The 22,151-nt window shown below is 59.6% G+C and carries 22 protein-coding genes; 5 read left to right on the top strand and 17 right to left on the bottom strand.

The window, feature by feature from the left end; translation table 11 throughout:
- The first annotated feature begins 29 nt into the window (after nt 1-29).
- From curA to AC1RME_RS15120, 3 genes are all read left to right on the top strand, one after another.
- Nucleotides 30-1,064, top strand: coding sequence for an NADPH-dependent curcumin/dihydrocurcumin reductase (curA, locus tag AC1RME_RS15130; protein ID WP_096822494.1), 1,035 nt, complete (start codon nt 30-32; stop codon nt 1,062-1,064).
- Between the two features lie 66 nt (nt 1,065-1,130).
- Nucleotides 1,131-1,733 (top strand): recombination mediator RecR, encoded by a 603-nt coding sequence (gene recR, locus AC1RME_RS15125; RefSeq protein WP_096822493.1) that lies wholly within the window; start codon nt 1,131-1,133, stop codon nt 1,731-1,733.
- A 71-nt stretch (nt 1,734-1,804) separates the two neighbouring features.
- The gene (locus tag AC1RME_RS15120; RefSeq protein ID WP_493091526.1) at nt 1,805-2,953 is read left to right on the top strand and encodes an acyl-CoA dehydrogenase family protein; all 1,149 of its coding nucleotides are present in this window, start codon (nt 1,805-1,807) and stop codon (nt 2,951-2,953) included.
- A 52-nt stretch (nt 2,954-3,005) separates the two neighbouring features.
- Here the strand turns inward: AC1RME_RS15120 and AC1RME_RS15115 are convergent, their stop codons facing one another.
- Nucleotides 3,006-3,554, bottom strand: a complete 549-nt coding sequence (locus tag AC1RME_RS15115; RefSeq protein WP_003223345.1) for an adenine phosphoribosyltransferase — start codon at nt 3,552-3,554, stop codon at nt 3,006-3,008.
- A gap of 78 nt (nt 3,555-3,632) precedes the next feature.
- Complete coding sequence (gene fnr / locus AC1RME_RS15110) at nt 3,633-4,367, bottom strand: fumarate/nitrate reduction transcriptional regulator Fnr (RefSeq protein WP_007951654.1); 735 nt, start codon at nt 4,365-4,367, stop codon at nt 3,633-3,635.
- 155 nt (nt 4,368-4,522) lie between these two features.
- On the opposite strand from fnr, the gene AC1RME_RS15105 reads away from it, so the two are divergent.
- Nucleotides 4,523-5,005, top strand: coding sequence for a hypothetical protein (locus AC1RME_RS15105; RefSeq protein WP_096822491.1), 483 nt, complete (start codon nt 4,523-4,525; stop codon nt 5,003-5,005).
- Here AC1RME_RS15105 and hemN read toward each other — a convergent pair.
- The 14 genes from hemN to ccoN (AC1RME_RS15035) form a co-directional block, all read right to left on the bottom strand.
- Nucleotides 5,002-6,384: an oxygen-independent coproporphyrinogen III oxidase gene (gene hemN / locus AC1RME_RS15100; protein WP_096822490.1), complete on the bottom strand. Its 1,383-nt coding sequence runs from the start codon at nt 6,382-6,384 to the stop codon at nt 5,002-5,004. The two genes, AC1RME_RS15105 and hemN, sit on opposite strands and share 4 nt — an antisense overlap.
- Before the next feature lie 85 nt (nt 6,385-6,469).
- Nucleotides 6,470-7,153, bottom strand: coding sequence for a sulfite exporter TauE/SafE family protein (locus tag AC1RME_RS15095; RefSeq protein ID WP_039770036.1), 684 nt, complete (start codon nt 7,151-7,153; stop codon nt 6,470-6,472).
- The gene (gene ccoS / locus AC1RME_RS15090) at nt 7,146-7,358 is read right to left on the bottom strand and encodes a cbb3-type cytochrome oxidase assembly protein CcoS (RefSeq protein ID WP_007951659.1); all 213 of its coding nucleotides are present in this window, start codon (nt 7,356-7,358) and stop codon (nt 7,146-7,148) included. Before ccoS ends, AC1RME_RS15095 begins: the two co-directional genes overlap by 8 nt.
- A 22-nt stretch (nt 7,359-7,380) precedes the next feature.
- Entirely contained in the window at nt 7,381-9,831 is a 2,451-nt protein-coding gene (locus tag AC1RME_RS15085) for a heavy metal translocating P-type ATPase (protein WP_096822489.1), read from the bottom strand.
- Between the two features lie 11 nt (nt 9,832-9,842).
- Nucleotides 9,843-10,382, bottom strand: coding sequence for a FixH family protein (locus AC1RME_RS15080; RefSeq protein ID WP_102622556.1), 540 nt, complete (start codon nt 10,380-10,382; stop codon nt 9,843-9,845).
- Nucleotides 10,383-10,393: 11 nt separating this feature from the next.
- On the bottom strand, nt 10,394-11,809 hold the full coding sequence (gene ccoG, locus AC1RME_RS15075; RefSeq protein WP_096822487.1) for a cytochrome c oxidase accessory protein CcoG: 1,416 nt from the start codon (nt 11,807-11,809) through the stop codon (nt 10,394-10,396).
- Nucleotides 11,810-12,400: 591 nt separating this feature from the next.
- Nucleotides 12,401-13,384, bottom strand: coding sequence for a cytochrome-c oxidase, cbb3-type subunit III (gene ccoP, locus AC1RME_RS15070; protein ID WP_096822486.1), 984 nt, complete (start codon nt 13,382-13,384; stop codon nt 12,401-12,403).
- On the bottom strand, nt 13,381-13,566 hold the full coding sequence (locus AC1RME_RS15065) for a CcoQ/FixQ family Cbb3-type cytochrome c oxidase assembly chaperone (protein WP_003175465.1): 186 nt from the start codon (nt 13,564-13,566) through the stop codon (nt 13,381-13,383). Before AC1RME_RS15065 ends, ccoP (AC1RME_RS15070) begins: the two co-directional genes overlap by 4 nt.
- Before the next feature lie 5 nt (nt 13,567-13,571).
- A complete protein-coding gene (gene ccoO / locus AC1RME_RS15060; RefSeq protein WP_007905434.1) occupies nt 13,572-14,180 on the bottom strand; it encodes a cytochrome-c oxidase, cbb3-type subunit II in 609 nt (202 codons plus the stop codon).
- The gene (gene ccoN / locus AC1RME_RS15055) at nt 14,180-15,622 is read right to left on the bottom strand and encodes a cytochrome-c oxidase, cbb3-type subunit I (protein ID WP_085711942.1); all 1,443 of its coding nucleotides are present in this window, start codon (nt 15,620-15,622) and stop codon (nt 14,180-14,182) included. Before ccoN (AC1RME_RS15055) ends, ccoO (AC1RME_RS15060) begins: the two co-directional genes overlap by 1 nt.
- A 481-nt stretch (nt 15,623-16,103) precedes the next feature.
- Nucleotides 16,104-17,057: a cytochrome-c oxidase, cbb3-type subunit III gene (ccoP, locus tag AC1RME_RS15050; protein WP_102622551.1), complete on the bottom strand. Its 954-nt coding sequence runs from the start codon at nt 17,055-17,057 to the stop codon at nt 16,104-16,106.
- Nucleotides 17,054-17,251 carry a cbb3-type cytochrome oxidase subunit 3 gene (locus tag AC1RME_RS15045; protein WP_007960354.1) on the bottom strand — a complete coding sequence of 66 codons (198 nt, stop codon included), beginning with the start codon at nt 17,249-17,251 and terminating at the stop codon, nt 17,054-17,056. Before AC1RME_RS15045 ends, ccoP (AC1RME_RS15050) begins: the two co-directional genes overlap by 4 nt.
- 3 nt (nt 17,252-17,254) lie before the next feature.
- On the bottom strand, nt 17,255-17,863 hold the full coding sequence (ccoO, locus tag AC1RME_RS15040; RefSeq protein WP_007960355.1) for a cytochrome-c oxidase, cbb3-type subunit II: 609 nt from the start codon (nt 17,861-17,863) through the stop codon (nt 17,255-17,257).
- A gap of 10 nt (nt 17,864-17,873) precedes the next feature.
- Nucleotides 17,874-19,298, bottom strand: a complete 1,425-nt coding sequence (gene ccoN, locus AC1RME_RS15035) for a cytochrome-c oxidase, cbb3-type subunit I (RefSeq protein WP_007960356.1) — start codon at nt 19,296-19,298, stop codon at nt 17,874-17,876.
- A 95-nt stretch (nt 19,299-19,393) separates the two neighbouring features.
- Here ccoN (AC1RME_RS15035) and AC1RME_RS15030 point away from each other — a divergent pair, with 95 nt between their 5' ends.
- Complete coding sequence (locus AC1RME_RS15030; protein ID WP_096822484.1) at nt 19,394-20,077, top strand: alpha/beta family hydrolase; 684 nt, start codon at nt 19,394-19,396, stop codon at nt 20,075-20,077.
- Between the two features lie 167 nt (nt 20,078-20,244).
- Here AC1RME_RS15030 and AC1RME_RS15025 read toward each other — a convergent pair whose 3' ends face one another.
- Entirely contained in the window at nt 20,245-22,011 is a 1,767-nt protein-coding gene (locus AC1RME_RS15025; RefSeq protein ID WP_096822483.1) for a GmrSD restriction endonuclease domain-containing protein, read from the bottom strand.
- Between the last annotated feature and the right edge of the window lie 140 nt (nt 22,012-22,151).

The raw sequence follows: 22,151 nt of genomic DNA, 5'->3' as shown, positions 1-22,151 counted from the left end.
CGAATTCATTATTCAAAGGAGACGCTGACATGTCCGCCCCCCTGACCCTCAATCAACGCATCGTGCTGGCCTCGCGTCCGGTGGGCGCGCCAACACCCGAGAATTTCCGTCTGGAGCGCGAAGCGCTGCCGGCGCTTGAAGACGGCCAGTTGCTGCTCAAGACCCTTTACCTGTCACTCGATCCCTACATGCGCGGGCGCATGAGTGACGCACCGTCCTACGCGGCGCCGGTACAAATCGGTGAGGTGATGACCGGCGGGGCTGTCAGTCGGGTCGAGCAATCGCGTCATCCAAAATTCCAGGTCGGCGATCTGGTGGTCGGCGCCACGGGTTGGCAAAGCCACAGCATCAGCGACGGGCGCAACATCATCCCGATCCCGTCGGGGCTGCCGAGCCCGTCGATGGCCCTCGGCGTGCTGGGCATGCCGGGTATGACCGCTTATATGGGGCTGATGGACATCGGCCAGCCGAAGGCAGGGGAGACCCTGGTGGTCGCCGCCGCTTCTGGCGCAGTAGGTTCGGTGGTCGGGCAGGTGGCGAAGATCAAAGGCCTGCGCGCCGTCGGCGTGGCCGGCGGTGCAGAGAAGTGCAAATACGTGGTCGAGGAGCTGGGTTTCGACGCCTGTATCGATCACAAGGCGTCTGACTTCGCCGAGCAACTGGCCAAGGCCTGCCCGAAAGGCATCGACGTCTATTACGAAAACGTCGGCGGCCATGTCTTCGATGCGGTCGTCCCGCTGCTCAATCCCAAGGCACGGATCCCGCTGTGCGGTCTGATTGCCGGCTACAACGCCACTGAAGTACCGAAAGGTCCGGATCGCTTGCCGATGTTGCAGCGCACCTTGCTGACCAAGCGCGTACGCATTCAGGGCTTCATCGTGTTCGACGACTATGGCGACCGTCAGCCGGAATTCATCAGCGCCATGGTGCCGTGGGTGCGCGAGGGCAAGGTGAAATTCCGCGAAGATGTGGTTGATGGCCTGGAGCAGGCGCCGCAAGCATTTATCGGGCTGCTGGAGGGGCGCAACTTCGGCAAACTGGTAGTGCGGGTCGCCCAGGACTGAGGATTTGACGCTGGCCGGAGGCGCGGGTATAAACCGCGTCTCGTTGTTTTGTCGGACTTTTTCCCCATGAGCTTCAGCCCTTTGATTCGCCAACTGATCGACGCCCTGCGAATTCTGCCGGGCGTGGGTCAGAAAACTGCCCAGCGTATGGCGTTGCAGTTGCTCGAGCGTGACCGCAGCGGCGGCACGCGCCTGGCCCAGGCGTTGAGCCAGGCCATGGAAGGGGTCGGACACTGCCGCCAGTGCCGCACGCTGACCGAAGACGATCTGTGCCCGCAATGCGCCGACACACGCCGTGACGACACGCTGCTGTGCGTGGTGGAAGGTCCGATGGATGTGTATGCGGTCGAGCAGACCGGGTTCCGTGGGCGCTATTTCGTGCTCAAGGGGCATCTGTCGCCGCTGGACGGGCTCGGCCCGGAGGCCATCGGCATTCCGCAGTTGATGACGCGGATCGAAGAGGCGGGCACCTTCACCGAAGTCATCCTCGCCACCAACCCGACTGTGGAAGGTGAAGCGACGGCGCACTACATCGCGCAATTGCTCAACAACAAAGGCCTGATCGCCTCGCGCATCGCTCACGGCGTGCCGTTGGGTGGCGAGCTGGAACTGGTGGACGGCGGCACGCTGGCTCACTCGTTTGCCGGGCGCAAGCCGATTTCCCTCTGAGCCACACAATCCTGTTGAAAACCAAGCAAGCGCTCGGTTAAGTTCGGCGAACCCTTCCATGGAGTTCGCCGATGCCCGCCTTCCAGGAATACTTCGACCCCAGCCACCAAATGGTCCGCGACAGCGTCAGACGTTTCGTCGAACGCGAGATCCTGCCGGACATCGATGCGTGGGAAGAAGCCGAAAACTTCCCCCGTGAGCTGTACCTCAAGGCCGGTGCGGCCGGCATCCTCGGCATCGGTTATCCCGAAGCGCTGGGTGGCAGTCACGAAGGTGATCTGTTCGCCAAGATCGCCGCCAGTGAAGAACTGATGCGCTGTGGCTCAGGCGGGTTGGTGGCCGGGCTCGGTTCGCTCGATATCGGTCTACCGCCAGTCGTCAAATGGGCCCGGCCCGAAGTGCGTGATTGCGTCGTGCCTCAAGTGCTCAGTGGCGAGAAAATCAGCGCATTGGCCGTCACCGAGCCGGGCGGCGGTTCTGACGTCGCCAACCTGCAGACCCGCGCCATCCGCGACGGCGATCATTACCGGGTCAGCGGCAGCAAAACCTTTATCACCAGTGGCATACGCGCGGATTACTACACCGTCGCGGTGCGTACCGGTGCGCCCGGGTTTGGCGGCATCAGCCTGCTGTTGATCGAGAAGGGTACGCCGGGTTTTACCGTCGGTCGGCAGCTGAAGAAAATGGGTTGGTGGGCGTCGGACACGGCTGAATTGTTCTTCGATGATTGCCGGGTACCTGTGGGAAACCTGATCGGCGCGGAGAACATGGGTTTTGCCTGGATCATGGGCAACTTCCAGAGCGAACGTCTGGCACTGGCGCTGATGGCCAACATGACCGCGCAACTGGCGCTGGAAGAAAGCCTGAAGTGGGCGCGGGAGCGTGAAGCGTTCGGCAAACCCATCGGCAAGTTCCAGGTGATCAAGCATCGCCTCGCGGAAATGGCCACGGCGCTGGAAGTCTCGCGGGAGTTCACCTACCGGCAGGCGGCGAAAATGGCGGCTGGGCAGAGCGTGATCAAGGAAATCTCCATGGCCAAGAATTTCGCCACGGACACCTCGGACCGCATCACCACGGAAGCGGTGCAGATTCTCGGCGGGTTGGGTTATATGCGCGAGAGCCTGGTGGAGCGGCTGTATCGGGATAACCGCATCTTGTCGATTGGCGGCGGGACGCGGGAAGTGATGAACGAGATCATCAGCAAACAGATGGGGCTTTAGATTTTGATCGTTCCCACGCAGAGCGTGGGAACGATCGGAGGTGCGGGGTTGCTTACTTGTCGGTCAGCGCAAACTGCGTCAGGCAGAACGTAGGAATGCCCATGTCCTCAAGACGCTGCGAGCCACCCAGTTCCGGCAGGTCGATGATTGCCGCCGCTTCGTGAACCCGGGCGCCCATGCGGCGGATCAGGTTGGCCGCTGCGATCAGCGTACCGCCGGTGGCGATCAGGTCATCGAACATCACCACCGAATCGCCTTCGCACAGGCTGTCGGCGTGCACTTCGAGGAACGCTTCGCCGTATTCGGTCGCGTAGCCTTCAGCCAGCACGTCCGCCGGCAGTTTGCCTTGCTTGCGGAACAGCACCAGAGGCTTGTTCAACTGATACGCCAGCACCGAACCGATCAGGAAGCCCCGCGCATCCATCGCGCCGATGTGGGTGAAGTCGGCTTCCACATAGCGGTGGGCGAAGCTGTCCATCACCAGGCGCAGGGCCTTGGGCGACTGGAACAGCGGGGTGATGTCGCGAAAAATCACGCCCGGTTTCGGGAAATCGATCACAGGGCGGATCAGGGATTTGATGTCGAAGGAGTCGAAGACCATCGTCGAGGTGTCCTGGCAGGGCTGCAAACGGCGCAGTATACCCGCGGCTGAAACGATACGCTCGGCCGCGGGTCGAGATCAGACTTCGAGCGAGCCGCCGGCCAGGGCGCAGAGCTGGATCGGGTCGAGGATATGGATTTCCTTGCCCTCGGCGGCGATCAGTTCGTTCTGCTGGAAGCGGGTGAAGACCCGGGACACGGTTTCCACCGCCAGCCCCAGGTAGTTGCCGATTTCATTGCGCGACATGCTCAAACGGAACTGGTTGGCCGAGAACCCGCGAGCGCGGAAGCGGGCCGATAGGTTGACCAGGAACGTGGCGATGCGCTCGTCGGCGGTTTTTTTCGACAGCAGCAACATCATTTGCTGGTCGTCGCGAATTTCGCGGCTCATCACGCGCATCAACTGACGGCGCAGCTGCGGCAGTTGCAGGGCCAGTTCGTCGAGGCGTTCGAACGGAATCTCGCAGACCGAGGTGGTTTCCAGAGCCTGGGCGGAGACCGGGTGTTTCTCGGTGTCCATGCCGGACAGCCCGACCAGTTCGCTCGGCAGGTGGAAACCCGTGAGTTGTTCTTCGCCGGTATCGCTCAGGCTGAAGGTCTTCAGGGCGCCGGAGCGTACTGCATAAACGGAATCGAAGGTGTCGCCCTGGCGGAACAGGAACTCACCCTTTTTCAACGGGCGGCCACGTTTAACGATTTCGTCCAGCGCATCCATGTCTTCCAGATTCAGCGAAAGTGGCAGGCAGAGAGGGGCCAGGCTGCAATCCTTGCAATTAGCCTGGTTGTGAGCGCGCAGTTTAACTGGCTCGGACATTTCTTAAATCCTTGTGGGAAAACACACATAAGGCGTAAGGGTAACCCAGGGGAGGACATTCAGGCCAGCCTGTGGCGAGATTGCTCCCACGGCATAAAGCCGCAGGGATGACGGCCGATAAACAGGTATCTGACGGCATGCAAGGAACCGCTTCGATGACTGCTATTGGCACGCTGACCCCCGGTAACAGTGGCGTTGCGTCGTTGCTGGAAAGTGCTGAAACCTCCGTTGACGATGAGTCCGGCACAGACGCGGCATTGTTGGGAACCCCGACCTTGGTCGAGGGCGTCAAAGTGTCGCTGTCCGGTGCCGCCATTGCAAAATCCGCCGGTGTCGGCGGGAAAAACAGCGATATCGATGAAAGCGGCTTGCCGGAAAACGTCCAGCAATTGCTGAAGATGATTCGCAAGTTGCGCCAGCAGATCGCCGAAAAGAACGCCCAGATCAACGCGCTGATGGCCAACAAGACCCTCTCCAACGAAGAGCGATTCGCCAAGATCGCTGCCCTCAAAGGCGCCATTTCTGCCCTCAACAACGGTCTCATTACCGCCAATCTGTCCCTGGCCAAGGTCATCGATCAATCGGGCCTGACCGCGGACCAGAACCTGAAAACCAATACCTTGCTGATGAAAAGCTAGATCACCCGCGAGAAACGCTGGCGGTTCTGCTGTTCCAGATACGCGTCGAACACCATGCACACCGAACGCACCAGCAGGCGCCCGGCCGGCAGCACGCTGATTCGTTCGCGATCCAGTTCGATCAACCCGTCCTTTGCCATGCCTTGCAACTGCGGCCAGAGCGCGCCGAAGTAGCCCTGGAAATCGATGTTGAAACTGCGCTCGATCTCGGCGAAATCCAGGCTGAAATTGCAGATCAGTTGCTGAATCACTGCGCGACGCAGGCGATCGTCAGCGTTGCACACCAGGCCACGGCTGGTGGCCAGTTGCGCGCCAGCCAGGGTGTTCTGGTATTGATTGAGGTCGCTGCTGTTCTGGCAGTACAGATCGCCGATCTGGCTGATGGCCGATACGCCCAGACCGATCAGGTCGCAATGACCGTGGGTGGTGTAGCCCTGGAAGTTGCGTTGCAGGGTCGATTCTTCCTGGGCAATCGCCAGTTCATCGTCGGGCAGGGCGAAGTGGTCCATGCCGATGTAGCGATAGCCGGCGGCAGTCAGTTGTTCGATGGTGCGTTGCAGCATTTCCAGTTTCTGCGTCGGGCTCGGCAGTTCGTTGCCGTTGATCCGTCGCTGCGGCATGAAGCGTTCCGGCAGGTGCGCGTAGTTGAATACTGACAGCCGATCCGGTTGCAGGCTGATGACTTCCTCGACGGTACGGGCGAAGTTGTCCGGGGTCTGCTTGGGCAAACCGTAGATCAGGTCGATGTTGATCGAGCGAAATTGCAGGGTGCGTGCCGCGTCGATCACGGCGCGGGTTTCTTCCAGGCTTTGCAGGCGATTGACCGCGCGTTGCACCGCCGGGTCGAGATCCTGCAGGCCGATGCTGACCCGGTTGAAGCCCAGCTCACGCAGCAGGCCCATGGTCGACCAGTCGGCTTCGCGCGGGTCGATCTCAATGCCGTAATCGCCAGAATCGTCATCCAGCAGATTGAAATGTTTGCGCAGGTGCGCCATCAACTGCCGCAACTCGTCGTGGCTGAGAAAGGTCGGTGTGCCGCCGCCGAAGTGCAGTTGTTCGACTTTCTGCGCCGGGTCGAGGTGGCAGGCGATCAGCTGGATTTCCTGTTCGAGCCGTTGCAGGTACGGCAGGGCGCGGCCGCGATCCTTGGTGATGACCTTGTTGCAGGCGCAGTAGTAGCAAATGTTCGCGCAGAACGGCACGTGCACGTACAGCGACAGCGGGCGCAGGGCCTTGCGGCTGTCGCGCAGGGCGTGGAACAGGTCGAAGGTGCCGACCTGACTGTTGAATTGCACGGCCGTCGGGTACGAGGTGTATCGCGGCCCCGCCAGGTCGTAGCGGCGGATCAAATCGGTGTCCCAACGAATGGCGTCGAGCATGCGGGCATTCCCCCGGATAGGCTGGCAGTGTGAGCGAGTCTAGGGGAGGGCGCGGCGGGGCATCTTGATTTGCATCAAGCCTGGATCAGTGGCCCATCAGCCAGTGCTGGTGCGGCCCCGGCAGGGTCCAGATGCCGAACAGGATCACCAGCAATCCACCAGCCATGCGCACGCTGCGTTTGCGCAACAGCGCTGTGACCCGCTCGGCCGCGAGGCCGGTCGCCAGCAATACCGGCCAGGTGCCGAGCCCGAAGGCGAGCATCAGCAAGGCACTGTCCAGTGCATTGCCCTGGCTGGCCGACCACAGCAACGTGCTGTAAACCAGCCCGCACGGCAGCCAGCCCCACAGCGCGCCGAGCAGCAGCGCCCGGGGCAGACTCGACACCGGCAGCAGGCGATTGGCGACAGGCTGAATGTAGCGCCACAGTCCGCGACCGAGGCTTTCGATGCGGGTCAGGCCGCTCCACCAGCCCGCCAGGTACAAGCCCATGGCGATCAGCAGCAACCCGGCGAGCACGCGCATGAACAACGCCGCAGGACTGTTGGCGACGGCCCAGCCGGCCAGCCCGATCAGCAGTCCCGCAGTGGCATAGCTGAGGATTCGTCCGAGGTTGTAGGCCAGCAGCAATCGAAAGCGTCGGCTGCGTTGTTCCTTGGGAATCGCCAGGGTCAGCGCGCCCATCAAGCCGCCACACATGCCCAGGCAATGTCCGCCGCCGAGCAGGCCGAGAATCAACGCAGACACCAACAGCGGCGCCAGTTCAAGCATGGGGCGGCGCCTTGTCGTCCGGTTTGGCCGGGTTGGCTTCGTCCACCGCGGCGGTGTGGTTCGGGTCCTGGTCGTCGAACAGGATGCTGTGGGCGGGGCCGTCGAGATCGTCGTACTGGCCGCTGTCCACCGCCCAGAAGAAGATGTAGACGGCGATGGCCACGATCAGCAGCGCGGCCGGGATCATCACGTAGAGAGCTGGCATCTGTACTCCATGCCCGCGCGGCTCAGGCCGGCAGCGGGCGGGTTTCTGACGAGGCGCTGACGGCCGGCGCACTCGGCAGGCGAGTCAGGCGCAGGGCGTTGAGCACCACGGTCAGCGAACTGATCGACATGCCGACGGCGGCCCACACCGGAGTGATCCAGCCGAGGGCGGCGAACGGCAACATGAGGCCATTGTACAGCGCGGCCCACAACAGGTTCTCGATGATCACCCGCCGTGTGCGACGGGCGAGCGAGAAGGCTTGTACGAGGGCGTCGAGACGGTTGGACAGCAACACCGCATCGGCACTGGTTTTCGCAAGATCAGTGGCCGAGCCCATCGCCACGCTGATGTCCGCGGCCGCCAATACCGGCACGTCGTTGACCCCGTCACCGAGCATCAACACCTTGCGGCCGGTCTTGTGCAGTTGTTGCAGCACTTGCAGCTTGTCGTCCGGACGCAGACCGCCCCGGGCCTCGTCGATGCCCAGTTCGGCGGCGACACTGGCGACCATCGGCGAACTGTCGCCCGACAGCAACAGCGTATGCCAGCCGCGCGCCTTGCACGCGGCGAGCAGGGCCGGGGCGTCGGCGCGCAGGCGATCATCAAGGACGAACCAGGCCAGCGGCCCCTGATCGTCACCGAGCAACAACCATTGGCCCGGTTCATCGGGCATCGACGGCACAGGCGCGCCGCTCAGATCGCAGACAAAATCGGCCTGACCGATACGCAAGCGCTGTGCTCCGACCAATCCTTCAAGCCCCAGCCCCGGCGTGCTGTGAACTTCTTCGGCGGCCAGTGGCGCCCGACCAAAGGCCCGGGCAATCGGGTGTTCGGAGCGGTTTTCCAGCGCGGCAGCCAGGCTCAGGCACTGATCGCTGTCGAGAGCGCCGAGCGGGCGTATCGAACGCAGCACCAGACGCCCCTCGGTGAGGGTGCCGGTCTTGTCGAAGATCACGGTGTCGATCTGGTTCAGGCCTTCCAGCACATGACCGCGCGTGAGCAGCAGGCCGAGTTTGTGCAGGGTGCCGGTGGCGGCGGTGAGGGCGGTCGGCGTCGCCAGCGACAGCGCGCACGGGCAGGTCGCTACCAGCATCGCGAGGACGATCCAGAACGCCCGCGACGAATCCAGCTCCCACCACAGCAGGCCGATGGCGGCTGCTGCGATCAACGACAGCAACAGGAACCACTGCGCGGCACGGTCGGCGATTTCCGCCAGCCGAGGTTTTTCCGCCTGGGCGCGATCCAGCAGGCGGACGATGGCCGACAGCCGCGTGTCCTGACCCAACGCCTGCACTTCGACGGTCAGCGCACCTTCCACATTCAGCGTGCCGGCGGTGACTACATCGCCCAATGTGCGCGGCTGTGGCAGGTATTCGCCGGTCAGCAGCGACTCATCAATACTCGACTGGCCGTCGAGGATCTTGCCGTCCGCCGGCAGCACAGAACCCGGTTGAACCAGCACCCGGTCACCGAGGCGCAGTTCGCTGAGCAGGATGCGTTCGCTCTGGCCGGCGTCGTCGAGGCGCAGGCACGAAGCCGGCAATAGATTGACCAGTTGCGCGGTGGCAGCGGCGGTGCGTTCCCGGGCGCGGCGTTCCAGGTAGCGCCCGGCCAACAGGAACAGCGCGAACATGCCCACCGCGTCGAAATACAGCTCGCCGACCCCGGTGATCGAGGTCCAGATCCCGGCGACATAAGCCGCACCGATCGCCAGCGATACCGAGACGTCCATGGTCAGATGACGGGTGCGCAAGTCGCGCATGGCACCTTTGAAAAACGGCGCGCAGCTGTAGAACACAATCGGCGTGGTGAGGAACAGCGCGACCCAGCGCAGGATGGTGTGCAATTCCGGGCTGAGGTCGATGTTGAATTCCGGCCATGTCGCCATGGTCGCCATCATCGCCTGAAACCACAGCAACCCGGCAACACCGAGCTGACGCAGGGCCAGGCGGTTTTCGCTGGCCAGTTGTTCGCTGGCGCGGTCGGCCTGATACGGGTGCGCGGCGTAACCGATGTGGCGCAGTTCGCCGAGGATCTGGCTCAGCGGCAATTGCCCGTCGGCCCAGCGTACGTGCAAGCGATGGTTGGACAGGTTCAACCGCGCCTCGGCCACGGCGGGCAGCGTGCGCAGGTGTTTCTCGATCAGCCAGCCGCACGCGGCGCAACTGATGCCTTCCATCAGCAGCGTGGTTTCGGCCAGTTCGCCTTCGTGGCGAACGAAAGGTTGTTGCACGTCGGCGCGGTCGTACAGCGCCAGCTCATCCACCAGTTGCACCGGCAATGCTTCGGGGTTGGCCGAGGCTTCGCTGCGGTGCTGGTAATAACTTTCCAGCCCGCCAGCGACGATGGCTTCGGCCACGGCCTGACAGCCGGGGCAGCAGAACTCGCGGGACTCCCCGAGCACGACGGCGGTGAAGCGGCTGCCCGTCGGAACGGGCAGGGCACAGTGGTAGCAGGGGAGTGGGGTGGTCATCAGGAACAGGCTTATTTCTTCAGGTCTTCAGCACCTTGCAGCGGTTCATCACCCAGCAACAGATCCTTGTCATGGCTGACTACTTCTTCTTCGAACATCCGCCACACGTGATCGTCCTGCGAACCCAGCAGTTCCACAAAGCGCCGGCCTTCGATCTTGTCGCTCAACTGGCCAATGTAGCGGCCGGTTTCGGTCTCGCTCCGGGTCAGGACAATCTTGCGATCCTTGTCCGGCTGGGTCGGCGAGATCAGGTTCAGCTCAAGGGTCTTCGGCTGGCTGTTGCCGCTCAACCGCAGATCGACTTCACCGGTGACGTCATCCAGATGCACGGCAGCGCGCATCTTCAGGTTCTGCGCCAGCAGTTCGCGATCCAGCGAACGGTTGATGCCCTTGCCGGCCTCGTAGTAGTTGTCGTTGACCAGGTTGTCCGGGTTGTTTACCGCAATGGTCACCATGGACAGCGTCAGGGTCACCGAACAGGCCAGAATCCCGATGATGATCCATGGCCAGAGATGCTTGTACCAAGGGCTTGCGGCGTTTGCTGCGGGCATGTTCAGTTCTCTCAACGATTTTGTGGGCCGATGAACCGGCTCTTGGCTTCTATGTGGACGCTGTCGTCATCGGCATCCTTGAGGATGAATTTCACCTCGTTGGTGCTCGACGGCAGTTGTTCGGGCGCGCTCGACAGCTCGACCGGCATGCTGAAGATTTCCCCGGCCGGCACCTTGATCTCGCGTTTGCCTTGCAGGCGCAGATCCGGCAATCCGGCGGCTTCCAGCACGTAGGTGTGGTCGCGCTGATCCTTGTTCATGATCTTCAGGCTGTAGACGTTTTCGATCCGGCCTTCAGCGTTTTCACGGTACAGCACGCGGTCCTTGCTGACGTCGAAGCCTACCAGCGAACGCATGAAGAAGGCCGTCACCAGCAGACTGATCATCGCCAGCAGCACCACGGCATAACCGATCAGACGTGGTCGCAGTTTATGGGTCTTCTGGCCGGACAGGTTGTGTTCGGTGGTGTAGCTGATCAGCCCGCGCGGGTAATCCATTTTGTCCATGATGCTGTCACAGGCGTCGATGCACGCGGCGCAACCGATGCACTCGATCTGCAGGCCGTCGCGGATGTCGATGCCGGTCGGGCAAACCTGGACGCACATGGTGCAGTCGATGCAGTCGCCCAGGCCCTGAGCCTTGTAGTCGACGCCTTTCTTGCGCGGGCCACGGCTTTCGCCGCGACGCGGGTCGTAGGAAACGATCAGGGTGTCCTTGTCGAACATCACGCTCTGGAAGCGCGCATACGGACACATGTAGATGCACACCTGCTCACGCAGCCAACCGGCGTTGCCGTACGTGGCGAGGGTGAAGAAACCGACCCAGAAATACGACCAGCCATCGGCCTGGCCGGTGAAGAACTCGAACACCAGTTCGCGGATCGGCGAGAAGTAGCCGACGAAGGTCATGCCAGTGACGAAACCGATCAGCAGCCACAGTGCGTGCTTGGAGAATTTGCGCAGGAACTTGTTGGCGCTCATCGGCGCCTTGTCGAGCTTGATGCGCTGGTTGCGGTCGCCTTCGGTGACCTTCTCGCACCACATGAAAATCCACGTCCACACGCTTTGCGGGCAGGTGTAGCCACACCAGACCCGGCCGGCATACACCGTGATGAAGAACAGGCCGAACGCGGCAATGATCAGCAGGCCCGAGAGCAGAATGAAGTCCTGCGGCCAGAAGGTCGCACCGAAGATGAAGAACTTGCGTTCCGGCAGGTTCCACCACACCGCCTGATGGCCGCCCCAGTTCAGCCAGACCGTTCCGAAATACAGCAGGAACAGCGCGGCGCCGCCCATCATCCGCAGATTGCGGAACAGGCCGGTGAAAGCACGGGTGTAGATTTTTTCTCGAGAGGCGTAAAGGTCGACGCTGTTGTTCGCGTTCTTGTTGGGGGGCGTGACGTCGTGTACCGGAATCTGATTACTCATCATTGCATCCCACGGCAGTGGAAAAATGCCTCGGTCGATACGTGCCGGCCGGGGTCAAAAAGGGGTGTTGCGGTGGCGCAATGATACGCCTGTCATGCCGACGAACGGGTGCGACCTTTGGTCGCGTTGGGGAAAAATCTTGAATGGTGTAGCGAATGTAACAAAGCATGATGCAGATCAATTGACTATAGACGATCCTTGGTCCCGTTCTCGCGAACGAGCCCCCGGAATGCGCTGACATGACTGTCTGGAGCGGCATCAAACCAGTTTTCCACCTCCGAGACTGTCCAGTCCGCTGCCGTTACTCTTCTTGGCGCGTTCGACTGTTTTTGTTTTGTCGTTGGCAGGGGGCTCTGTAGGTGTGGTTTGAACTTCCGGATAGATGTAAAGGAAATCGTCATGGAGTTGAACGCAGTCGTGATCAGATTCTCGCATTGGTTTTCTTCCTTGAGGTCCGTGTGTCGAACGACAAGCTACAGGGCACCTCATTAAGCGTCCATTGAGCATTCGTCTCAAATCATGAAAGGCCAGAATGCAAACGGCCCCGCCAATTCTCATTGGCGGGGCCTTTTTTTGCTTCAAGCGTTGGCCTTACTGCGCCTCGGCTTCCGCTGGTTTTTCACCATGAGACAGGCTGTAAACATACGCCGCCAGCAGGTGAACCTTGTCGTTGCCTTGCAGTTGTTCCTGAGCAGGCATCTGGCCCTGACGGCCGTAACGGATGGTCTGCTGCAGTTGCGCGAAGCTCGAACCGTAGATGAACGCGGCCGGGTGGGTCAGGTTGGGTGCGCCCATTGCTGGCGTGCCTTTGCCTTCCGGACCGTGGCAGGCCACGCAGTTGGTCGCGAACAGTTTCTGGCCGGCAACCGGGTCAGCCTTGGTGCCTTCCGGCAGCTTGCGGCCATCGAGGTTGGTCAGCACGAATGCCGCCACGTCGGCTACGCCTTGCTCGCCAATCACTTCAGCCCAGGCCGGCATCACGGCGTGACGACCGCCCATGATGGTGGTCTTGATGGTTTCCGGCTCGCCGCCCCAGCGCCAGTCGGCGTCGGTCAGGTTAGGGAAACCATAAGCGCCCTTGGCGTCGGAACCGTGGCAGACCGAGCAGTTGGAGGCGAACAGACGGCCGCCCATCTTCAGGGCTTGCGGATCCTTGGCCACTTCTTCAATCGGCATGGCGGCGAACTTGGCGAAGATCGGACCGAACTTGGCGTCCGAACGAGCCATTTCCTTTTCCCACTCGTGAACGCCGGTCCAGCCGGTCTGACCGTTGGCGAACGCGGTCTGCTTGTCGTTATCGAGGTAGTTGTAGCCCGGCAGCAGACCTTTCCAGTTGCCCAGGCCCGGGTACAGCACCAGATAACCCAGAGCGAACACGATGGTGCCCACGAACAGCATGAACCACCATTTCGGCAGCGGGTTGTCGTACTCCTCGATCCCGTCGAAGGAGTGGCCGACCGTCTCGTCGGTCTGCTCGGCGCGCTGTCCCTTGCGGGTCGACAGCAACAGCCAGGTCAGGGAAAAGATCGTACCGAGACTGAGGACTGTGACGTACAGACTCCAGAATGTAGTCATTCTTTGTTACTCCTAGAAGCTTGCTCGACGTGCTTGATGGCTTCGGGATCATCCGCGAAGGGCAGCAAGGTCGCGTCTTCAAACTCCGACTTGCGCTTGGGGCTGAACACCCACAACGCCAGACCGATGAAGGCAACCATCACGACAACGGTGCCCAGGCCTCGAATCATCCCGATATCCATCTAGATCACCGTTTGCTTTTGATGATGGTGCCCAGGCCTTGCAGATAGGCCACCAGCGCGTCCATTTCGGTTTTACCCTTCACAGCGTCTTTTGCACCGGCAATATCTTCGTCGGTGTAAGGGACGCCGAGCGTGCGCAACACTTCCATTTTCTTGGCCGTGTCTTTGCCGTCGAGCTTGTTTTCCACGAGGAACGGGTAAGCCGGCATTTTCGATTCAGGCACAACGTTGCGCGGGTTGTACAAGTGCGCACGCTGCCAGTCGTCGGAGTAACGACCGCCGACACGGGCCAGGTCCGGGCCGGTACGTTTGGAACCCCACAGGAATGGGTGATCCCAGACGCTTTCACCGGCGACCGAGTAGTGGCCGTAGCGTTCGGTTTCGGCACGGAACGGACGGATCATCTGCGAGTGGCAGCCGACACAGCCGTTGGCGATGTAAACGTCGCGGCCTTCCAGTTCAAGGGCGGTGCGCGGCTTCATGCCTTCGACCGGCTTGTTGGTGACGTCCTGGAAAAACAGCGGAACGATTTGGGTCAGGCCACCGACGCTGACGGCGATGACCATGAAGAAGGCCAGCAGGCCAATATTCTTCTCGACAGCTTCATGCTTCATCAGTGAGCTCCAACTACGGCGATCTTGGCGGCGGCTTCAGCTTCAGCCGGGTCCGAGGCGCGAACGGTGCGCCACACGTTGTAGGCCATCAGGAACATGCCGCTGGCGAAGAACGCACCGCCCAGGGCACGGACGATGTAGCCAGGGTGGCTGGCCTGCAGCGCTTCAACGAACGAGTAGGTGAGGGTGCCGTCGTCGTTGATTGCACGCCACATCAGGCCTTGAGTGATGCCGTTGACCCACATCGAAGCGATGTACAGCACGGTACCGATGGTCGCGAGCCAGAAGTGCGCGTTGATCAGACCGACGCTGTGCATCTGCGCGCGGCCGAACAGTTTCGGGATCATGTGGTAGATCGCGCCGATCGAGATCATCGCCACCCAGCCCAGAGCGCCGGCGTGTACGTGGCCGATGGTCCAGTCGGTGTAGTGCGAGAGCGAGTTGACGGTCTTGATCGCCATCATCGGACCTTCGAAGGTCGACATGCCGTAGAACGCCAGCGATACCACGAGGAAACGCAGGATCGGGTCGGTGCGCAGCTTATGCCAGGCGCCCGACAGGGTCATCATGCCGTTGATCATGCCGCCCCAGCTTGGCGCCAGCAGGATGATCGACATCGCCATGCCCAGCGATTGCGCCCAGTCCGGCAGCGCGGTGTAGTGCAGGTGGTGCGGGCCGGCCCAGATGTACAGGGTGATCAGCGCCCAGAAGTGCACGATCGACAGGCGATAGGAGTAGATCGGACGTTCGGCCTGTTTCGGCACGAAGTAGTACATCATCCCCAGGAAGCCGGTGGTCAGGAAGAAACCCACGGCGTTGTGGCCGTACCACCACTGGATCATCGCGTCGGTCGCACCGGCGTAGGCCGAGTAGGACTTGAAGAAGCTGACCGGCAGCGAGGCGTGGTTGACGATGTGCAGCATCGCGGTCACGACGATGAACGCGCCGTAGAACCAGTTACCCACGTAGATGTGCTTGGTCTTGCGCTTGGTGATGGTGCCGAAGAACACCAGACCGTAGGTGACCCAGACAATGGCCAGCAGAATGGCGAGGGGCCATTCCAGTTCCGCGTATTCCTTGGTGGTGGTGTAACCCAGCGGCAAGGTAATGATCGCGCCGACGATCACCGCTTGCCATCCCCAGAAGGTGAAGGCCGCAAGGCTGTCGGAAATCAGTCGCGTCTGGCAGGTTCGCTGCACGACATAGTAGGAAGTGGCAAACAGTGCACAACCACCGAAGGCGAAAATCACCAGGTTTGTGTGCAACGGGCGCAGGCGTCCAAAGCTCGTCCACGGCAGGCCGAAGTTCAACTCCGGCCAGACCAGTTGCGAGGCGATGAAGACACCGAGCCCCATGCCAAGGATCCCCCAGACCACCGTCATGATGGCGAACTGGCGGACTACCTTATAGTTATAAGCAGTCGGACTGATTGCTGTGCTCATTCTAAGGTTCCACGGTTTGGGTGTTTTATTAGGATTAAAATCGGCCGCAAGTATGTAGAAAGCAGGGGGTCAATGCAACGCGCCATGACCTGGGTCAATGCTTTCCAACGCTGATTCTGCGGCCTTTCCATGCGCCGCGTAAGGACAAAATTGCCCTCGGGCAAAATGTCGCAGCGAACGAAAAAAGCGAGGGGTCCCGGTCGGATGTAACGGGGTGTGTTCGAACGCTCGGTTCGGGTGACGGACGGTAATCGGCACGACAGCCGGTATCTACCGGCCTTTGCGGCCATGTCAGTCAGCCGATTCGTTCAACGCCTCGCTCAGGGTCGACCTGGAACCGGCACGGGCCAGTCCGCATCGAGCAAGCGTAGACCCGAATCCGGGTAACCGAAAGGAGAGGGGGTGAAGGGGTGCGACAATGCGTCGCAAAGGGACTGGAAACTGCCGCACTGGAAACGTGCGGCAGTGTTGTACGCAATGATTACTTTTTATTGTCCTCAGTAATCAGTTTTTCTGTATTCAATCCATGGCTCAAGCTGTACACATAAGCCGCCAGCAATTGCACTTTATCGTTACCCAGCAGCTCGTTCTGAGCTGGCATGTGGCCCTGACGACCATGGCGAATGGTCTGTTCAAGTTGGGTCAGGCTGGTGCCATAGATGAATCCGGCCGGGTGCGTCAGATTCGGCGCCCCCATGGCTTCAGTGCCCTGGCCGGTTGCCCCATGACAGGCTACGCACATGGTGCTGAACGTTTGCTGTCCCGCTTGCAGGTCGGCCTTGTTGTCCGCCGGCAGTGGCAGCCCGGCCAGTTCGTGACGCACGTACGCCGCGACGTTCTTCACCCCGGCCTCACCGAGCGACTCGCCCCAGGCCGGCATCGCCGCGATCCGGCCACCCATGATGGTGGTCTTGATCGTCTCGGCACTGCCGCCCCAACGCCAGTCCTGGTCGGCCAGGTTAGGGAAGCCGAACGCGCCCTTGGCATCCGAACCGTGGCACACCGAGCAGTTGGACGCGAACAGACGGCCGCCCATTTTCAGCGCCTGCGGATCCTTCGCCACTTCTTCCACCGGCATCGCGGCGAATTTGGCGAAGATCGGCCCGAACTTGGCGTCAGCCTTGCTCATTTCCTTTTCCCACTCGTGGACGCCGGTCCAGCCGTCCTCGTAGCCGGGCAGGATGCCTTTCCAGTTACCGAGGCCCGGGTAAAGGATCAGATAGCCCACGGAAAACACCAGCGTGCCGGCGAACAGCATGAACCACCACTGCGGCAGCGGGTTGTCGTACTCCTCGATGCCGTCGAAGCTGTGGCCCATGGTCTGGTCGACGCTGCCCTTGGTCTCGCCCCGACGGGTGCCGACAAGCAGCCAGGTCAGGCCGATCAGGCTGCCGATGGTCAGTACGCAGATCCACGTACTCCAGAAGGTGGTCATGGCCGGGTACTCCTTGTTTCATTAGCTTGGGTAGTGTCGGGTTGCGGCTCGTCGGCAAACGGCAGCAGGCGCGCTTCGGCGAATTCCGGCGTGCGCTTGCGGTTGAACACCCACAGGGTCAGGCCGACGAAGGCCACGAACACCACGACCGTGCCGAGGCCGCGAATCAGCCCCGCGCTCATTTCAAAGACCATGGCTCACCTCTTGCTCTTGATCGCAGTGCCAAGCACTTGCAGGTAGGAGACGAGGGCGTCCATTTCGGTCTTGCCCTTGAGGCTGGCCACCGCGCCGCTGATGTCGTCGTCGGTGTACGGTACGCCGAGGGTGCGCATGACCTTGAGCTTGGTTTCGGTGTGGCTGCTGTCGACCGGTTGCGTAACCAGCCATGGGTAGGCCGGCATCTTCGATTCCGGTACGACGTTGCGCGGGTTGTACAAGTGCGCACGGTGCCAGTCATCCGAGTAACGCGCGCCAACCCGGGCCAGGTCCGGACCGGTACGTTTCGAGCCCCACAGGAACGGGTGATCCCACACGCTTTCGCCGGCCACCGAGTAGTGCCCGTAACGTTCGGTTTCGGCGCGGAACGGACGGATCATCTGCGAGTGGCAGCCGACGCAGCCTTCGCGGATGTAGATGTCGCGGCCTTCCAGTTGCAGCGCGGTGTAGGGCTTCATGCCTTCCACCGGTTTATTGGTCACGTCCTGGAAGAACAGCGGGACGATCTGGGTCAGGCCGCCGATGCTCACGGCGAACACCATCAGCAGCATCAGCAGGCCGACGTTCTTTTCAATCGTTTCGTGTTTCATGGCGGACTCCTCAGGCCATCTGCGCGGCAGCAACGACGTCAGCAGGCTGCGAGGCCCGCACGGTGCGCCAGGTGTTGTAAGCCATCAGGAACATGCCGCTGAGGAAGATCGCCCCGCCAATCAGCCGCACGACGAAGCCTGGGTGGCTGGCCACCAGGGTTTCGACGAAGGAGTAGGTCAGCGTGCCGTCCTCGTTCACCGCACGCCACATCAGGCCCTGGGCGATGCCGTTGACCCACATCGAGGCGATATAGAGCACGGTGCCGATGGTCGCGAGCCAGAAGTGCGCGTTGATCAGGCCGATGCTGTGCATCTGCTCTTTGCCGAAGATTTTCGGGATCATGTGGTACAGCGCGCCGATGGAAATCATCGCCACCCAACCGAGCGCGCCGGCGTGAACGTGGCCGATGGTCCAGTCGGTGTAGTGGGAGAGGGCGTTCACCGTCTTGATCGCCATCATCGGACCTTCGAAGGTCGACATGCCGTAGAACGCCAGCGACACCACCAGGAAGCGCAGGATCGGGTCGCTGCGCAACTTATGCCAGGCGCCCGAGAGGGTCATCATGCCGTTGATCATGCCGCCCCAGCTCGGGGCCAGCAGTACCAGCGACATCACCATGCCCAGCGACTGCGCCCAGTCTGGCAGCGCGGTGTAGTGCAAATGGTGCGGGCCGGCCCAGATGTACAGGGTGATCAGCGCCCAGAAGTGCACGATCGACAGACGATACGAATACACCGGACGTTCGGCCTGTTTCGGCACGAAGTAGTACATCATCCCGAGGAAACCGGCGGTGAGGAAAAAGCCTACGGCGTTGTGGCCGTACCACCATTGCACCATCGCGTCGGTTGCACCGGCGTACACCGAGTAGGACTTGGTGAAGCTCACCGGCAACTCAAGGTTGTTGACGATGTGCAGGATCGCCACGGTGATGATGAACGCGCCGAAGAACCAGTTGCCCACATAAATGTGCTTGGTCTTGCGCTGCATGATCGTGCCGAAGAACACGATGGCGTAGGCGACCCAGACGATGGTGATCAGGATGTCGATCGGCCATTCCAGCTCGGCGTACTCCTTGGAACTGGTGTAACCCAGTGGCAGGCTGATGGCCGCCAGCAGAATCACCAGTTGCCAGCCCCAGAAGCAGAAGGCGGCGATTTTCGGCGCAAACAATTGCGTCTGGCAGGTGCGCTGCACCGAGTAGAACGAACTGGCGAACAAGGCACAGCCGCCGAACGCGAAGATCACCGCGTTGGTGTGCAGCGGGCGCAGGCGTCCGAAGCTGGTCCACGGCAGGTTGAAGTTGAGTTCGGGCCAGACCAATTGAGCCGCGAGAAAAACCCCGAGCCCCATGCCGACGATGCCCCACACCACCGTCATAATGGCGAATTGGCGGACCACCTTGTAGTTGTAGGCGGTACTGATAGAAGTGTTCATGGTTCCCCATCCACGGTTCAGCCGAAGTGAGCGCGCGCAGAAAACGCCGCGAATCCTTCGCCTGGAGTTATAGGCAGACTAAAAGCGAGGCAAGCATGGACAAACAGCACAAGGCCAGTATTGACGGGGATCAATGGGCGCAGTGCCTGCGGGATCACGGGTGGCTTTGGGATGCCGCTGTTGGCGAGGCTTCGGCGACGCTCATCCTCGCGCATGGGGCGGGGGCGCCGATGGATAGCGACTGGATGAACGATATGGCTGGGCGCCTTGCTGGGCTGGGGGTGAACGTGTTGCGGTTTGAGTTTCCTTATATGGCGCAGCGGCGGGTTGATGGGGTCAAGCGACCGCCCAATCCTGCGGGGAAATTGCAGGAGTGCTGGCGTGAGGTTTATGGCTTGGTGCGACTTCATGTCGCTGGGGTTTTGGCGGTTGGTGGGAAGTCGATGGGGGGGCGGATGGCGAGTTTGCTTGCCGATGAGCTTGGCGCGGATGCTTTGGTTTGTCTTGGTTATCCGTTTTATGCGGTGGGGAAACCGGAGAAACCGCGGGTTGAGCATTTGGCTGGGTTGAAGACTCGGACGTTGATTGTTCAGGGCGAGCGGGATGCTCTGGGGAATCGGGAGGCGGTTGAGGCTTACACCTTGTCACCGAGTATTGAGGTTGCTTGGCTTGTGGCCGGCGACCATGACCTCAAGCCATTGAAGGTTTCCGGGTTTATCCATGAACAGCATTTGGCCGCCGCCGCGCAGAAGGTGGCCGCGTTTCTTAGTGTCGATTGAGCCGAGCCGAAATTTTGAAACTCATGAAGATCGGCTCCCTTTCCCCCCCCCTCGCCCCCTTGGGGGAGAGGGCTGGGGTGAGGGGGATCGATCTTGAACGCGACACACTTTTCGATCAGTCAAACTTCTGAGTACTGAACGCACCTGCAAGGTGAAGACCGTTGCCATTAATAATTTATGTATTGGGGGTTCCAGTATCGCACGCAAAATTCGATGATTTTTGATTGCCTCAGGTCAATCGATTCCGATGTCCATTTGCTATCAATCATGAAGGACTCTAATTCGTTCTGTGTTTTGTAAGGAGCCTTGGAGAAGTATTTGGAATATTTAACATCCATCTCGCCGTTGCTTTTTGATGAATTGGCCGAGGCTGGGTCGAAGGTTAAGTTTCCTAGGCGATGTAGGTGTTGATCTCTGAAGGTTGAATCCATGTCCGGTACGATGGAGCTGTCAAGAACGATACCGTTTTTGGTTTGTGAGGCAATATGTTCAACTGTTAGACGAGTCTTGCTGCCGGTGCTTTTGAACTCGGTCTCTGACATTTCAGCGCATATTGGCTGTTCTGAGCGTCGCAGGTGGTTTTCATATTTCCACACTAGATAGCAAAGGTCTCGGCTAGATATCCAGTTGAATAGGTCTGCATCTTGCAGCGTCTCATGAAAGCGCTTGCGACTGCTGGCAGAATTTATGATTGAAGAGATTTCGTCGAATAGAGGCTCGAATCGTCCTGCGAAATTTCTAGCAAGTTTATAAAGTGCTGACTGCCCCGTATTTGACCTATTTTGCTGAACTGCGAAAACTCGGAAACTATAAATTTCTAATAGACGGCATGTGATATTAAAATTTCTTTTTTCCGAGGAGGTATCATTTTTATAAGCCTTTAAAATTAGAGGATAGAAGCTTTCCATTCGCTCCAAACATGCAAGGTCACGGTAAGACTGGTGCTTGCTCATTGAAATTTGCCGCATTATATGGAAGCTTTCTTTGAGCTCTCGGCTAAATCGGTCAATGAAAGCCAAAGCCTCCTGCTTGCGGCCGTTAGCTATGAGAGGGTTTAGCTTGCCTCTGATAGCTGTCGTCGGTTGCTGGAAGTCTGCTTTATCAATCCAGTCTTCAAAAGCAATATAATGGAAGCGAAGAATTGAATCTTCATCAATTTTTCCGTCAAATAACTCCAGTTCTCTGAAAATATCGGCGAATCTTTGTTGGATAACGGTTAGATAGTGATCGACGTCTTCCGCAGCTGCGAGGTAAGTTTTGTACATTAAAAAGCTTTTTATTTTTTCAAGGTTGGTTAATCTTTTGCCACGGTCGTTCGTGGTTTCAAAAATAAGGGTTGCTTCCGCTGCGTCCTTAACAGAGTATGTTAACACCTTGGTGTGTTCGTCTATCTTGCATTTTAATTGCAGTAGCTCCTCGTTGCTTCTATCAGCCAACTCGGCTTGAAAATATTTTTTCGCTTCTAATAGCCGGCGCTGAGAAGGTGTTTCAATATGGTCGACGCCATTGCCATCATTTAGAATGTAGTTAAAAAAGAAATCATTGTCAGGTGAGATGGCTTGCAGTTTTGGGCGGTTTTTGTTGAAGATGTAAGTTTCCTCGACGAGGTCTAAGCCGAGCTCTTCAAATTGGGTGTCGTCCAGCCGTTGGCGCAAGCTAGATAGTAATGCTTTCATGAATATGATTGTGGTTGTAATCCTTTGTTGTCCATCCACTATATCGATCAGATCAAATCCGGCATGTTTTTCCGATTTTTCCTGGAAGAGAATAGTGCCTAAGAAATAGTCTCGACCTAGCGCTTGGTTATCAATGTCTTCAATGAAATCAGGTAGTTGGCGGTTTGTCTCCCACGCGTAAGCTCGCTGGTAATCTGGAATGTTGAATATTTTACGGCCATCAAACAATTCCTTTAATTTTTTTTGTCCATTTTCCATTAGGGCTGTCTGCTATGCTCGGGAAGGATAGGTAGAAGCTACAACACAGGGAGGCGTTTTGCTATCGTAAAGTAGTTCCGTAGCGGTCTGTTTTATTCGCCTTGAAAAAAAGCCAGCTAAATCTAAGGTGGATGGCGTCC

It is taken from the genome of Pseudomonas sp. GW822-FHT03F08, from assembly GCF_058801265.1.
The sequence above is the reverse complement of the archived record's forward strand: the minus strand, read 5'-3'. Positions and strand labels throughout refer to the sequence as shown.